10 protein-coding genes and 1 pseudogene are annotated in these 13,233 nt (G+C 49.5%); 8 read left to right on the top strand and 3 right to left on the bottom strand.

What is annotated here, in order from left to right; all coding sequences use genetic code 11:
* Positions 1-241: 241 nt before the first annotated feature.
* Positions 242-2,356 carry an alpha-helical endospore appendage domain-containing protein gene (locus tag OIN60_RS22025; RefSeq protein ID WP_305757018.1) on the top strand — a complete coding sequence of 705 codons (2,115 nt, stop codon included), beginning with the start codon at positions 242-244 and terminating at the stop codon, positions 2,354-2,356.
* A gap of 96 nt (positions 2,357-2,452) precedes the next feature.
* The gene (locus OIN60_RS22020) at positions 2,453-3,598 is read left to right on the top strand and encodes a glycosyltransferase family 2 protein (RefSeq protein ID WP_305757017.1); all 1,146 of its coding nucleotides are present in this window, start codon (positions 2,453-2,455) and stop codon (positions 3,596-3,598) included.
* Positions 3,599-4,083: 485 nt separating this feature from the next.
* On the opposite strand, the gene OIN60_RS22015 is transcribed toward OIN60_RS22020, so the two are convergent.
* Positions 4,084-4,422, bottom strand: coding sequence for a helix-turn-helix domain-containing protein (locus OIN60_RS22015; protein ID WP_305757109.1), 339 nt, complete (start codon positions 4,420-4,422; stop codon positions 4,084-4,086).
* Between the two features lie 903 nt (positions 4,423-5,325).
* Between OIN60_RS22015 and OIN60_RS22010 the strand changes: the two are divergent.
* From OIN60_RS22010 to OIN60_RS22000, 3 genes and pseudogenes are all read left to right on the top strand, one after another.
* A pseudogene (locus OIN60_RS22010) lies at positions 5,326-6,612 on the top strand (alpha-helical endospore appendage domain-containing protein); the annotation flags it as partial.
* A gap of 45 nt (positions 6,613-6,657) precedes the next feature.
* Positions 6,658-6,813, top strand: a complete 156-nt coding sequence (locus OIN60_RS22005; protein WP_305757016.1) for a hypothetical protein — start codon at positions 6,658-6,660, stop codon at positions 6,811-6,813.
* A 435-nt stretch (positions 6,814-7,248) separates the two neighbouring features.
* Positions 7,249-7,698: a hypothetical protein gene (locus tag OIN60_RS22000; protein ID WP_305757015.1), complete on the top strand. Its 450-nt coding sequence runs from the start codon at positions 7,249-7,251 to the stop codon at positions 7,696-7,698.
* Between the two features lie 210 nt (positions 7,699-7,908).
* On the opposite strand, the gene OIN60_RS21995 is transcribed toward OIN60_RS22000, so the two are convergent.
* The gene (locus tag OIN60_RS21995; protein WP_305757014.1) at positions 7,909-8,133 is read right to left on the bottom strand and encodes a helix-turn-helix domain-containing protein; all 225 of its coding nucleotides are present in this window, start codon (positions 8,131-8,133) and stop codon (positions 7,909-7,911) included.
* Positions 8,134-8,323: 190 nt separating this feature from the next.
* On the opposite strand from OIN60_RS21995, the gene OIN60_RS21990 reads away from it, so the two are divergent.
* Together OIN60_RS21990 and OIN60_RS21985 are read left to right on the top strand one after the other, a co-directional pair.
* On the top strand, positions 8,324-8,620 hold the full coding sequence (locus tag OIN60_RS21990) for a DUF6809 family protein (RefSeq protein ID WP_305757013.1): 297 nt from the start codon (positions 8,324-8,326) through the stop codon (positions 8,618-8,620).
* 1,083 nt (positions 8,621-9,703) lie between these two features.
* Positions 9,704-10,831: a glycosyltransferase family 2 protein gene (locus tag OIN60_RS21985; RefSeq protein ID WP_305757012.1), complete on the top strand. Its 1,128-nt coding sequence runs from the start codon at positions 9,704-9,706 to the stop codon at positions 10,829-10,831.
* 312 nt (positions 10,832-11,143) lie between these two features.
* On the opposite strand, the gene OIN60_RS21980 is transcribed toward OIN60_RS21985, so the two are convergent.
* A protein-coding gene (locus OIN60_RS21980) for an IS3 family transposase (protein WP_305757011.1) occupies positions 11,144-12,489 on the bottom strand; the annotation gives its coding sequence in 2 pieces (ribosomal slippage) (positions 11,144-12,048 and positions 12,048-12,489; 1,347 coding nt in all).
* Between the two features lie 505 nt (positions 12,490-12,994).
* Between OIN60_RS21980 and OIN60_RS21975 the strand changes: the two genes are divergently transcribed.
* Complete coding sequence (locus tag OIN60_RS21975) at positions 12,995-13,171, top strand: helix-turn-helix domain-containing protein (RefSeq protein ID WP_305757010.1); 177 nt, start codon at positions 12,995-12,997, stop codon at positions 13,169-13,171.
* The last annotated feature ends 62 nt before the right edge of the window (positions 13,172-13,233 follow it).

Here is a 13,233-nt window from a genome sequence, read left to right as displayed (position 1 = left end):
TTGTTTGTGTATAGCCGCTCCCCGCCTCTTTGGGTTACTATCTATGACATTATTGGAAAGCGTATTTCTTCAATAGAATAGATTTTTTTTCTAAAAAATCCAATTTAATAACGAACAAATTAATGTTGCTAGGCATGCGCCTATCTTTTCGCTCGGTTTGATGAAATGGGCTGGTGTCCTGGCACTACAAAGCCCCAGAGGCAATAGATTGGATTAACCCAAACGAGAGGAGAGATTTTGATTGTCTCAATCCAATTTGCCTAATATTACACCAACAATCACGATCACAAGAGAAGATGCGATATCCTTAATTATTTCTTCCATAGCGATGGAGGAGCTGGGGCTTAGTCATATCTTGAACGCTGAAGGTGAGAAGCTTCAATATGTACTGGGGACCTTGCCTGGTGTGACGGCACCGATTGCAACGATAAGTGATCTGCTGAACGTAAATGAAAGCATTCGTAAAACCCTGCAGGAAACAATGAAAAAAGAATGGATACTCAACAACAAGCTGGAAACCGTTTTGGCGGCGACTACGCTTCAGGGCCCAACCGGCCCAACAGGACCATCTGGAGGAGCACCAGGCGCAACCGGCCCAGCAGGTGCAACCGGCCCAGCAGGTGCAACTGGCCCAGCAGGTGCGACAGGCCCGGCAGGTGCAACTGGCCCGGCAGGTGCAACCGGTCCAGCAGGAGCAACTGGCCCAGCAGGTGCGACAGGCCCAGCAGGTGCGACAGGCTCAGCAGGTGCAACTGGCCCAGCAGGTGCAACTGGCCCAGCAGGTGCGACAGGCTCAGCAGGTGCAACTGGCCCAGCAGGTGCGACAGGCCCAGCAGGTGCGACAGGCTCAGCAGGTGCAACTGGCCCAGCAGGTGCGACAGGCTCAGCAGGAGCAACTGGCCCGGCAGGTGCAACTGGTCCAGCAGGTGCAACGGGGATAGGTGTTACCGGCCCAACAGGTCCAACAGGAGTAGGTGCAACGGGAGCGACAGGTAACAACGGAGCAACCGGCCCGACAGGTCCAACGGGAGTAGGTGCAACCGGTGCAACGGGATCGGCAGGAGCGACTGGAGCAACCGGCGATCCGGGAGTAACCGGCCCAACAGGTCCAACAGGAGTAGGAGCAACCGGTGCAACGGGATCGGCAGGAGCGACCGGAGCAACCGGCGATCCGGGAGTAACCGGCCCGACAGGTCCAACAGGAGTAGGCGTAACGGGAGCCACGGGAGCAACAGGAGCCACCGGAGTAGGCGTAACGGGAGCAACAGGAGCAACGGGAGCCACAGGAGCAACAGGAGCCACCGGAGTAGGCGTAACGGGAGCAACAGGAGCAACGGGAGCCACAGGAGCAACAGGAGCCACCGGTCCGACAGGTAACACCGGAGCAACGGGAGCCACAGGAGCAACAGGAGCCACCGGTCCGACAGGTAACACAGGAGCAACGGGAGCAACAGGAGCCACAGGAGCAACGGGAGCAACAGGAGCCACCGGTCCGACAGGTAACACCGGAGCAACGGGAGCCACAGGAGCAACGGGAGCAACAGGAGCCACCGGTCCGACAGGTAACACCGGAGCAACGGGAGCCACAGGAGCAACGGGAGCAACAGGAGCCACCGGTCCGACAGGTAACACCGGAGCAACAGGAGCGACAGGAGCAACGGGAGCAACAGGAGCGACAGGAGCAACGGGACCAACAGGAGCAACAGGAGCAACAGGAGCAACAGGAGCAACAGGAGCGACAGGAGCAACGGGAGCCACGGGAGCAACAGGTGCCACAGGAGCAACAGGAGCCACTGGAGCCACAGGAGCCACAGGAGCAACAGGTGCCACAGGAGCAACAGGAGCGACAGGAGCCACGGGAGCAACAGGAGCAACCGGGGCAACGGGCGTAACTGGGGCGACGGGCCTTACAGGCCCTACGGGTCCGAACGCGTTGGCGAACAATCTTGTTGCCTTCGATGGTTATGGGGCTGGTATAACTATTGTAGATGGGCAGGCAATACCTTTTACGTTTGACAATATTAATGGTACGGCCATCCAGCATCCTGTGCCCACAGATTTCGTTCTGGCTCCTAATCAACAATACATGGTGGATTACGTTCTTACGGCGACTTTACTGCAAACTAATACAGACTATGGATCGGTACTCGTTTTAAACGGTACAACGATTAACAGCAGCCTATCTAACGTGGATACTTTCGATAATCCACCTCCAACGGAAACGACTTTCGCTAACTCCACGATTATAACTACCGGAGCTGTGCCTGGTACGCTCCGACTGCACATACAAACTAATCCTACGGGTCGTAGCGTAAGCTTGGACAATTCCAACCTTAGGATTGTCAAGATAGTATAAGAGCGGTTGCGAGAATCGGTACGCGGCTCAAGAACTCTCCCCCCTTCAGACGGATATGGCCCTGGAGGGGGCAGAGGTTGGGGAGAAGGGGGAGTTATGGATCAACCAAGTATCTCGTTGTGCATGATAGTCAGGAATGAGGCAGAATATCTTCCGAAATGTCTCGGCAGTGTCATGCGCATGGTAGATGAAATCATTATTGTGGATACCGGGTCAACGGATGATACCGTAGCGATTGCGAAGGCGTTCGGGGCCAACGTGATTCAGATGCCATGGGGGGACAGTTTCTCGGCTGCCCGCAACCGGGGTTTGGAGGAAGCGACAGGGGACTGGATTCTCTGGCTGGATGCCGATGAAGTGATGGATGTGGCTGAAGCCGGCAAACTCAAAGAACTGCTGACCCGGGATGCGATCCAGGAGCAGTGTGTCGAAGGGTTGCAATTTTATTTTATCCACCATATGAAAGCCGGGGTGGTGGAACATAACTGTCTCCAACGCATGGTGAGGAACCGGCCGGAATACCGGTTTGAAGGAAGAGTACATGAACAGATTCTGCCAAGTATGCTGAAGGCCAACCCCGGCATGGCCATCGGGCAGGTCGATATCCATGTCCATCATTATGGCAATCTCGTCCCCAATATGGTGCGGCAGGACAAACTCAGACGAAATATATCGTTGCTGCTTCAATCTATCCAGGAATATCCGAACTATCGGCAGTATCACTATTACCTAGGGGTGGAGCTTTACCGGCTCAATGAATTGGAGGGTGCCCTCCGCTGTTTTAATTCCGTGCTGTCGGCTCCGACCGGTTTTTCGAAGACGATGTTGTCCACTGCCCATAAAAACCGGCTGATTACATTGGAAACGATGGGTCGTTTTCGTGACATGGTGCAGTATAGCGAGGAAAGTACGGCTTTGTTTCCAGACTTCACGGATCTGTATCATCTCAAAGCGGCTGGATGGAAGGCTTTGGGGCAAACGGACAAGGCCGTTGATTGCTTGCAGCAGGCGCTGAGCCTCGGACCAGCTCCGGAGGAATATTCCTCTGAAGCCGGATTCGGAACTTATGTGACTTGCCGGGAACTCGGAATATTGTACGCGTCTGCCGGAAATCTGAAGGAAGCGGACCTTTATTGGACCCTGGCGAGCCTGATGGGGAGCGGTGCGAAGAATTCGGATCTCGGGTTAACGGATATAGCAGAAGAACGAGAGGGAGGAACAATGTTACAACCGGATCGTTAACGAATACCTTGTGGCTTGTTATCATAGGAAATATTATTAATCCCGGCGGCCCTTCAGACGTTTTCCCGAAGGGTGGCCATACCATCAAAGCTGAGTATAAAGAAAACTTGAGAGTTTTTTAATAAGATGGAAAGGTGATCAAACTAGCTTGATCACATGGAGAAGGGCATCGGGGAACAGTCGTTAGCGGGCTGTTCCCTTTTTTGTGTCTTTTACTTGAGTCATAACCTTAACGTATATGGAAAAAATGGAATAAACATATGGGACCGCAGAATGCTCTTGTCGCTCTATCCATAGAATTAAGACAGATCGAGAACGAATTGATGATCTGCTCCACCTATTCAATTTCCGATTGCCCTTTAGTTACGGAGTACAACTCTGCTGAAGGGCAATCGGTGTATATTAAAATATTGATGGTCACGCATTTATTGAAACCTGGTCGCTGAAAAGCAAATCCGCGTTAGCTCTTTGTGCAGGTTTTGTGGCTACGATGGATTGAAGATTTCAAGCATAATATTTCTTAGCATTCTGGCATCTTTTGGCCCACGTTCTCTCAGCATGAACACGATTTCCTGAATGATGATATCGTCGTCGAAAAGTTGTTCTTTCTCTTTTTCATATGTAAAAAGTTGGTACACCCCAATGTCCAGTGCTTTGGCGATTTTCTCCAAATTCCTTAAAGAAATATTTCTCTCCGCACGTTCTATAAATCCTATATAACTAGGATTAAAACCAGACAATTCGGCTAACGCCTCTTGGGAGTATCCCTTTGCTTTTCTTAGATCTCTAATTCGTGCACCAACTAATTCCAAAATTTCAGACATCATTACACCTCTCCCGGTTCCATAAGTTATCTCAATACCATATCCAACTTGCCATGATTTTCTATGATCATAACCAATCTCTACCCAGCCTGATCCTCTGCGAGCGGGCCCTTGACTCCATGCTTAAAGCATTATACACCAAGAAAAACAGCAAACCTTTTCCCAAGAGCTCCTTCTCGATGGAGGATCTTCTGCATCTCCTGCATACGGAAGCTTCTCCCGCGTTGGAGGTGGTCATTTTTATCGGAACGGTTCAATATTTGGCTTCTCCAAAGGAAAGAGAATGGATATCTAAAATGAAGAAAAAAAACGTAAACCGCTTGTTAAGAAGAACCGATGAGATTCTGTATCTCTTATCAACTAAGATTACAGATGACTCGTCAAAGCGCTATCCATCCATTTTCTGAAAAACTTCACTTACATACATACATACATGCAACTTGTTAAATACGCCCGTTTAGAACTTTGTTTTTGAATCGAACCTCGTTTAGTGGAATTCTGAAAGGAAATCCTATTGGCGGGATAAGCAAAAAAGATACAGTATCCTCTATTCCATTGCATTAAATGGGGAAAATTCAAGTGCCCCCAGAACAACGAGGTGTGCATCACGGCGCGCATTTGCTTCATCTAATAGCACAAACCCACCGAAGGCGCTCAAGGCGTCAATCACCTCCTTATATAGAAGGCCGCGCCGTGACTCCCACCTGTTGTCCAATCCCAATAAGCCCCGGAGAACCTTCCGAGGTTTATTTTTTTGCGCATGTATTATACCAGTTTGCTTTAGATCAACCTCGCTAATTGCCTATTTCTTCTAATGATTCAATAAGAAAGGCGACTGTCCTAACACTACGTATCTCCTGGGGGCATAGATTAGACTAATCCAATTGAAAGGAGAGATTGTTCTTGTCTCAATCAAATCTGCCAAATATCACCCCCACAATCACGATCACAAGAGACGACGCCATTTCTTTAATAATAGCCTCGATCGCACTGGAGGAACTGGGTCTCAGTCATATTTTGAATGCGGAGGGCGAGAAGCTTCAATATGTACTGGGGACCTTGCCGGGTGTAACGGCACCGGTCGCATCCATCAGTGATTTGCTGGCCGTGAATGAAAGCATTCGGAAAACTCTTGCCGAAACGATCAACAAAGACTGGGTCCTCAGCAACAAGCTGGAATTGGTCTTGGATGCAGATAACCTTGTGGGTCCAACTGGCCCAGCGGGACCAACCGGCCCATCCGGAGGGCCACCGGGACCAACCGGCCCAACTGGCCCTAGTGGAGCAGCAGGAGCAACAGGTGCAACCGGCGCAGGTGCTACCGGCCCAACTGGCCCTAGTGGAGCAGCAGGTGCATCAGGTGCTACCGGTCCAACTGGCCCTAGTGGAGCAGCGGGTGCATCAGGCGCATCAGGTGCTACCGGTCCAACCGGACCTAGTGGAGCAGCGGGTGCATCAGGTGCTACCGGTCCAACTGGCGCAGGTGCAACTGGAGCGACAGGTGCAACTGGAGCGTCAGGTGACCCTGGTGCAACAGGCGCAACAGGCGCAAGCGGTGCGACAGGAGCAAGCGGTCCGACCGGAGCCACCGGAGTGACGGGAGCTACCGGAGCAACAGGTGCAACCGGAGCAACAGGAGCCACGGGAGCAACAGGAGCCACGGGAGCAACAGGTGCAACCGGCCCAACCGGTCAAACAGGAGCCACCGGAGCAACCGGAGCAACAGGAGCCACCGGCCCGACAGGTCCAACCGGCCCAACAGGTCAAACGGGAGCCACCGGAGCAACAGGTGCAACAGGAGCAACCGGAGCGACAGGTCCAACCGGCCCAACAGGTGCCACAGGAGCAACCGGAGCAACAGGTGCAACCGGAGCAACAGGAGCGACGGGTCCAACCGGCCCAACAGGAGCAACCGGAGCAACCGGAGCAACCGGAGCAACAGGTGCAACAGGAGCCACTGGTCCGACAGGTCCAACAGGCGAAACCGGAGCCACTGGAGCAACGGGAGCTACCGGAGCAACAGGAGCCACCGGAGCAACAGGTGCAACCGGCCCAACAGGAGCTACCGGAGCAACGGGAGCCACTGGAGCGACAGGTGCCACCGGAGCGACGGGAGCCACCGGCCCAACAGGAGCGACAGGAGCCACAGGGGCAACGGGCGCAACTGGGGCGACAGGAGCGACGGGTCCATTGTTATCATATTATTGGAAGTAAATGGGGAGGCGAACATCACTTATGAAGGATGCAACCTCCAATCTTTTCGGGGCAACCTACCTGCGAATTTCGAGAGATACAGGCGAGAACGAGGATACCTTGCAGAATCATCGCGAAATGATAGCGGAATTCACCAATAAAATGGCTTCAAATATGAAATTTATGAAGAAATTGTAAGCGGAGTGGGGCGCGAACTTGAGGACAGACCCCAGTTGCAGCGATTGCTGGAGAACATTGAGAAATACCAAGCGATTTTTACGGTATGTAAGGAGACAATCAGCATGTCCCAGGTGGAAGTTTCGACACAGGTGCTGTGCAGTGAATTGGGCAACGGATGTATTCGACATTCGCCGCGGCTGCGATTTCAATGAGTACAAGCCCAGATCAGTGCAGTGAAATCCATGAAGTAGCCGCTCACGGCGAGCGGTCAATGGGGTGGGAAGAAGTCCTTCCTAACTTCTGTAAATAACGAACAAATGCACCATTTTTTTTTTTTTTGAATTATTTGTAAAAATTACAGGTGGAATAAGAAAGTGCGTCCCGACAGGTTTAACGGGCTCAACGGGAGCGACTGGAGCGACAGGTGCAACAGGGGCCACTGGAGCGACGGGGGTGACAGGCCCTACAGCTCCGAACGTTCTGGTGAATTGGGGTGTTTTCTACGATGGCTATAACCCTGCTCAACAAATGAACGATGGGGAGGCGGTACCTTTTGCTTTTGAAAATGTAAGTGGCACGGCCATCCGAAAGGCTACTGACCCTACGATCGTTCTGGCTCCTAATCAAACCTACATGGTTGATTACACGGTTACGGGGACTTTGCAGCAGACAAATACAGACTATGGGATGGCCATATATCACAACGGTAATCCGCTTTTTAGTACTGCATCGAACGTGGATACTTTCAATAACACGGCACCCACGGAAGGGACGTTCACTGGCTCCGGTATTATAACTACAGGTGGGGGATTGAATACGATCCGACTTCAACTCTTAACCACCCCTGCCGGCAGATCAATAGAGTTGGACAATTCCAATATGAGGGTTGTAAAGATTGTATAAGCGGGGTAACGGGAATCTGTAAGCGGCTGTACCATCAAGAATCGCTACCTTTAATGTTTCCCGTGTAACTGCTATTAAGCTGGCTTAACCATAAGCATGCTTGGGTCCCCCTTCAGACGTCATGCACGAGTCTGAAGGGGGACTATCCATGCCCTTAAATCGACAACCTGTCCAAATGCTCCTTGTCACACTCCTTCACACTTGTGCCTGTTACTCTTCCTCCACATCCACCAAATCGATGATCTCACGAATATCGTGAATATTCAGGGCTGCAGCTATTCTTTCAATGTGGCCGAAGTTGATACTTTCTCGTTTGCCGTTAGACAACTCACTTAAAGCTGCATGTCTGACATCGGAAATTCTGGATAGTTCCCTTAATGAAATATGATGAGCTTTGGCCAACTTCGCTATTTTTACAATCACTTGCTTGCCCATGTAAAATCCCCTCGCATATCATTATAAAACAACTTGACGATACGCTTTAGAGTACCGTATAATCACAATGCAAGTGGTACTTTCATGAGTACCAACGCTTATGTAATTGTCCAATTAACCCCCGAACCAAGGCTGTATAAAATAACCTAGGTGTTTTTCTAAGGAAAATATCCGGTAAAGGTGGAGTAGAATGCAAAGTATATTGGAATCCCTCTATTACGGTGATCTGGTTCCCCAAGAACAACGTGTCTCCCAAAGTCCAGAGTATAGAGGGCTGAACGAACAAATCACCGAGTCCCTGAATCATTGGAAAAAGAAGCTTGCCGAAGAAGATTTCAACGAGCTTGAAGCTTTAACGGATCTATATCATCAAGTTCAGGGAATCGATATGGCCTCCTCGTTTACGAACGGCTTTAAGCTTGGAGCAGCCCTGATGATTGAAGTGCTGTCGGGAATGAACCCGCCCGTTCCACAGCAGGGTACCTGATCGTTATCATACCACAAACGAAAGGTCCACTTCATAAACCGCGCATGGACACAAGCGACATGTTTTGCGTTCCAATTTGGATGGGAGTCACGGCGCAGCTTTCGATAAAAGAGAGAATTGAGGAGACAATTAGCATGTCTCATGCAGAAGTTTCGACACAGGGGCTGTACAGCAAATGGGCCAACAGATGCATTCGGCATTCGCCGCAGCAGCGATTTCAATGAGTACAAGCTCAGATCAGTGCAGTGAAATCCATGAAATAACCGCTTGCAGCGAGCGTACAATGGGGTAACAGAAGCCTTTTATAACGGCTGCAAATAACGGATACATGCACTTTTTATGGGTTATTAGTAAAAATTACAGGTAGAATAAGAAAGTGCGTCCCGACAGGTTTAACGGGCTCAACGGGAGCGACAGGAGCCACGGGTGCCACCGGAGCGACGGGTGCAACAGGGGAGACAGGAGCTACGGGCGCAACGGGAGCGACAGGGGCCACTGGAGCGACAGGAGCCACCGGAGCAACAGGAGCGACCGGCCCAACTGGTCCAACCGTCACGGCGAATAACCTTACAGCGTTCACAGCTACACCACAGTTTGTCGCACCAGGCGGGGTTATATCGGTACCAGGAACGTTTGTCGTAAATGGCACGGCCATCGCCAATGCGGGTGGGGTAATCACCCTGGCAGCGAATCAAACCTATTCAGTTAGTTACACAGCTTCGGGTCAACCAACCGCTGCGAATGATAGTCTAGGTCTGGCAGCATCACTTCAGTTAAACGGCGCATTCATCCCTGGTGGTTCAGCAGTTTCTTTTCTGACTCCTGCAGCTACCATCGGCAGTGTTTTTTCTTTAGCTGGTTCTACTATTCTTAACACCACAACGGCCAGTACCTTAACTTTAGTTAACATTACAGCACAAGGGGCCGCGACATTTAATAATGCTGATATAAACGTGGTTAAGCTGGCTTAGTCAAGTATCAGTTCGGTTGCCCTTCGGACGTTTATACCGTTCCGAAGGGTGTCTTCTATCCTTTTATATTTAACGAGGGATTATTCGTACTTATAGTAAAGAGGTGGGTTGCATGGATAAACCAAGCATCTCGCTATGTATGATTGTGAAGAACGAAGAAGAATATCTTCCGAAATGCCTGAGGAGTGTCCAGTGCATTGTGGATGAAATCATTATTGTGGATACCGGATCCACAGATGATACCGTGGCGATAGCCAGGGCCTTTGGGGCTAAAGTGATTGAGATGCCATGGGAGGACAGCTTCTCGGCTGCTCGCAATCGGGGGTTGGATGAAGCGACAGGGGACTGGATTCTCTGGCTGGATGCCGATGAAGAGATGGATGTGGCCGAGGCCGACAAACTTAAGGAGCTGCTGGCCCGGGATGCGATCCGGGAGCAGAATATCGAAGGCATCCAGTTTTGTTTTTGCACCTATCTGGAGGGAGGTGGAACGGAGTATATCTGTCTCCAGCGCATGGTGCGGAACCGGCCGGAATACCGGTTTGAAGGAAGGGTACATGAACAGATTTTACCGAGTATGCTGAAGGCCAACCCCGGAATGCAAATCGGGCAGGTCGGTATCCATATCTATCATGAGGGCAATCTGATCAAAAACATTGTGCGTCAGGACAAAATCAGACGAAATCAATCGCTGCTCCTGCAGTCACTTGAGGAGTATCCAAAGTATCGGCAGTATCACTATTACCTGGGGGTTGAGCTATATCGATTGAATGAATTGGAGAGCGCGCTTGAGCAGTTTAATATAGCTCTGGCCAATCCGGAGGGTTTTCTGCCGGTAGTGCTGGCCAGTGCGCACAAATACAGACTGGCTCTATTGGAATCCATGGGGCGTTATGATGATATGGTCCGGTACAGCATGGAAAGCATTGAACAGTTCCCGGACTTTACGGACCTGCATCACCTCAGGGCAGTCGGCTGGCAGGGTCTGGGGCACATAGACAAGGCCATTCATTCGATGCGCCAAGCGCTGAGCCTCGGGCCAGCACCGGAGGAATATCCGTCCATGACAGGAATCGGAACCTATTTGACCTGTCGGGACCTTGGAATATTGTACGCGTCTGCCGGAAATGTGAAAGATTCTGATCTGTATTTAACGGTGGCGAGTTTAATGGTCGGCTATCCGAGAATCCGATTCCAAGGACAACCGGATATTTCAAGTTTGGCGTTTCGGCAGGGGTGAAGCGGATCATCAGGCCACTTGCATTTAGCTAGTGGCCTGAGACGGGTTTCATTCACCATAACCAGTTCAGTATGACGCACTTGAAAGGTCCACTTCATAAACCGCGCATGGACACAAGCGACTTTAGTCGTGTGAGGAATTGCGATCGGCAGCGCCTTATCCACGTGAAGGATCAGATGGATGAAAGCAAGATTACATAAAAAATAAAAGCCTCGGGGGACCTTACCCAAGGCTTGACGTAACAAGCGCAAAACCCACCGCTAAAGGTTCGTCTCCTTGAAGTGACCCCATAAAGTTAGACAGGTTATATCATTAGGCAACTTGTTGGGCATGAGTTCGGTACTGTACCGGACTCATGCCTTTTAGTTTTGCCTTAATTCGCTTGTTATTGTAATAATCGATGTATATGGATAACTCTTGTTTAAAATGTGCGATACTTTCGAATTCCATTAAATACAGAAATTCAGATTTCAGGATGCCGAAAAAGTTCTCGATGACGGCATTGTCGTAGCAGTTACCTTTACGGGACATACTTTGCTTGAGACCCCGTTCTTTGAGGGTATGGCGATACTGTTTCATCTGATAATGCCAGCCTTGATCGGAATGAATCAGGGGCGTATCTTCATCCTTTAGTCGATGGAATGATTGATCTAACATCGTTGAAACAAGGGAATAGACTGGTCTTGAGCCGATCGTATACGTAATGATTTCCCCATTATACAGATCTAACATAGGAGATAAATATAGTTTTTCTCCAAATAATTTAAACTCAGTTATATCGGTAACCCACTTTTCATTTGGCTTTTCAGCGTGGAAGTTACGTTCTAAAATGTTTGGTGCAACCTTGCCAATCGAGCCTTTATATGAACGATACTTCTTCATGCGTACCAGGCTTTTTAAGCCTAATACCTTCATCAAACGTTGCACCTTCTTATGATTAACACGATGACCGCGATTCACTAACTCATCTTGAATACGGCGATAGCCGTAACGCCCCTGATGCTCCTCGTAAATCGCTTGAATCATGTCTTTTAACTCAGAGTCTTTGTCCGGCATATTTAATGTATTCACCCAGTAGTAGTACGTGCTACGTGGGATATCTGCGAGCTGTAGGAGTGCTTTCACCGAAAATTCGTTCCTTAGTTCATAGACTACTTGCGCTTTGTCTTGTTTGGTGATTTTTCCTTGTTTTGAACTAAGGCATTCAACTTTTTTAGATAAGCGTTCTCCATACGCAAACGTTCTACCTCTTTTTGCAAAGCCTCTACAGGCTTTGTATCCTTCAGTTGTTCAGGGTCCTTTTTCATGGATGAGCGCCTTTCTTTCTTTGGTTGTAGGGCGTCTATTCCATGTAATTCTAAGCTTCTTTGCCAGCTTAAAAGGGTACTATGACTCGCAATATTAAATATCGCAGCCGTCTCTCGAATGGACGTTCCATATTGTTTCATATGATTAAGTACGTCTAGTTTATCCTGTACAGAATACGATGTATAGCGCTTTTTAAAGACCTCTTCACCATGATACTCATATTGTCTAATCCAATTTAATAGGACAGTATGATGGAGTCCTATCGATTTCGCAATCGATCCCATGCTTTCCGATCCATTTTGATAACGCATAACTGCTTGTAATTTTTCGTCCGGACTAAACTTAGCCATAGAAAAACTGCACCTCCAATGTTAGATGGTGTCTAACAATTGGGGTGCAGTTCACCTTCGGTGGGTTTTGCTGTGACTTAAAACAGTGCGCGCCGTGAGGCACACCTCGTTGTTCTGGGGGAGGGTTGCGACCTCCCTTATTTCTATTCTTATGTTACCACATCGAAATTATACAGGCAACGTGATTGCTAAACCTCGGTATAAGCCTCGCTGGTCAGTTGCTTATTCACGTGAAGGATCAGATGGATGAAAGTAAGATTACATAAAAAAATACAAGCCTTTGGACCTGTCCAAGGCTTGTTCTGTGTTACGGCGAATGATTTGAATGTAGTGTGGGGAAAGTGGGTTAGTCTTATGTTTCAACAGCAGAATTTCATTTGCCGGGCAATGCTTGACTGCCGTCCCGGAAGCCTTGCAAATAGATTTCTCTTTCCAGGAGGGCCTGCACGGATAGCTGGGCGTCTTCGTAAAGAAATATCGTATGGTTTAGCTTGTCGGGTACTGCTTGGCGAATAGCTCGGAAGTAACCGGATTACATAGAAATGGGATTGCCAAGCTGTACAACGAAGAAACAGATGGTGTGAAGTTCGATACATTGAACAGGATATGCGAGGCTTTGGACTGTGAGGTTCAGGATATCATTGAGTATATTTCGCCCAGTGACAGGAACCGAGTCCTTTAGAATCTTCAAGCATGGCTATTCCTGTAGCCTGTCCAAGGTTCCAAAGTTTCCTCGGGCTTTAC

The sequence above is a fragment of the Paenibacillus zeirhizosphaerae genome (assembly GCF_030705605.1).
GTDB lineage: Bacteria > Bacillota > Bacilli > Paenibacillales > Paenibacillaceae > Paenibacillus > Paenibacillus zeirhizosphaerae.
The sequence above is the reverse complement of the archived record's forward strand: the minus strand, read 5'-3'. Positions and strand labels throughout refer to the sequence as shown.